A 2,069-nucleotide genomic window follows, 5' to 3' on the forward strand; every position below is an offset into this window, starting at 1 on the left:
TCTGCCATTTGTTTTCATCTAAAAAAACCAACTTCATCCTCTTTCCTCTATAAATTGTTCTCTCTATCCTAACATAAGATCAACACGACCTAGCTGCCCTTGCCAAATACTTCTGGGTAGCGAGCCAGCTGCTCTTGCAAATCTTGGTTGTAGCGCAGAACAAGCACGCGGTAGCCCCGTCCCTGCAGCTGCGAGCGCAGTTGGCGATCCCGTTCCGCTTGGGCAGGCTGGTCGTGGACTGGGCCATCGCAGAAGATGCAGATGTTGGGGCTGTAGAAGAAGTCAACGACGCAGTCGGGATCGGCAATGGCTTTCTGGGCATCCTCAGGCAGCCGATACCCTCCTGCTGCCAGCGTTTCGAGAAAGCGGCGCTCCAGTTCAGAGCGAGGGTCCAGGAGCTGGCGCAGCCACTCCAGGTGCTCTTGGCGGGAGCGACCCAGGGAGCGCAGCTCGGTGCGGCTGTTGACCAGCAGGCCCAAAAGATCCCGGATCTGATAGCGGTCAAGCTGCAGCGCTTCCCGTTGGTTGGCATAGCTGAGCAGGCATTCGTAGCAGGCTGCTCGGCATTCGGGCCGCAGGTCTTGGATCCCGGCCTCTGAAAGCTGGAAGTGACAGATCTCCAGCGCCACTTGGGCCACTTCCGCTAGAGCCTGGGGCTCTTCCACCAGGCGCCGCAGGACGCCAGCGCCCCCTTCTGCTGTTTCGTAGAAGAGCATGGCCTGATGGGATCCCTGGCCGATGCACTCGGCGGCCAGCTCTGTCTCTTCTAGCTCAAAGGTCTCTTCGATCCCTCGCTTGAGGGCATAGCGCAGGGTGGTCTCCAGGGCCTGCGGATTCTCCACCCCTGGCTGAACCAGGCGCACCAGCAACAGGTTTTGGGTACTGCGCACCGCCAGGCGAATGGACTGCAGGGGGACTGGGTTGGACGAGCCTGCCCTGTTCCGCTCAAGCTGAGTTCGCGAGGGAACTTCCCCATTTTCAAAGTTGACCAAAAAGCCGCGCCCTCCACTTCCCCGCCAGCCGTGGTTGATGCGTAGCAGGGTGGCCGCCGGGGCATAGCGCAACTGCAGCAGGGGAGTTTGTCCGCTCAGCACATCAGCTTCTTGGACGCGGTAGCCAGAGCTTTCGGGAGCAAACTGGAAGAAGGTCTGCAGCTCGTAGCCTTGCCGCCGCCGCTCCTCTTCGTCAGCTGTGATGCGATCCCGCCGCCGCATGCGCACATTGGGCATTTCCAGAAGCTGGGTAAAGAGGCTGTTTTGCCCATCGAACTGGGTGCCGCAGACGGGGCAGCAATCCAGGTGGGGATCGGCAAAGGCCCCACAGCTAAAACAGAGCTTGTGGCTACTTTTGCGCTCCTCCAGGCCGCCGGGCGGAGCCTGAAACGCCACTGCTTCCCACTGGCAGCCCTCATGGTAGAGGAAGTTGTGGGGAGCAAACTCGCGGATAGCCAAAAAGCGAGGCCGGGCGATGAACTCGCCCTCGCTGCCGCGGGGCACCCAGGCCCGCACCGGCAAGGCAGGGAAGTTGTAGCCGGGCAAGAAGCCTTCGCTAGCCAAATAGCGGTAGGGATAGAAGTCGCTTTCCTCCCGCTGGGTTCCAATCTGCAGCAGCAAGTTGCGCTGGCGCAGGGCTTCTTGCTGGCGGCGCTCGGCTTCCTGTTGGTCTTTCTTTTGGCGAGTCGTCTGGAGCTGGCGGTTAGCGGCTTCCAACTGCTGCGTGGCAGCCCGATAGAGCTCTCGCCAGCGATCGAAAGCTCGGTCAAAAGCCTGGGGTGCCTCTTCAATGACCTGCTGAAGCCAGCGCTCGCTAAACCAGCCGCTTTTATCTACGAGTTGGCGATCGGCGGCCAGCAGCTTCTGCACCTGCTCCTTCACTTGTTGGCGGGCAGACTCCTCAAGTTGGATTTGCTGGGCCACTGTCTCCCTGAGGGGCAGCTCTTCCCGATCCGCGTCGATGACGGTTTCAATGGAATTGCCTAGGTCGTGTTGATCTTATGTTAGGATAGAGAGAACAATTTATAGAGGAAAGAGGATGAAGTTGGTTTTTTTAGATGAAAACAAATGGCAGAA

General features: G+C 59.3%; 1 protein-coding gene. It reads right to left on the reverse strand.

The genetic code is table 11. From position 1 onward, the window contains the following. Positions 1-89: 89 nt before the first annotated feature. Positions 90-1,916 carry a Zn-binding domain-containing protein gene (locus tag ACVWXE_RS14315; RefSeq protein WP_457490639.1) on the reverse strand — a complete coding sequence of 609 codons (1,827 nt, stop codon included), beginning with the start codon at positions 1,914-1,916 and terminating at the stop codon, positions 90-92. Positions 1,917-2,069 lie beyond the last annotated feature (153 nt).

The sequence above is a fragment of the Thermostichus sp. MS-CIW-41 genome (genome assembly GCF_054058915.1).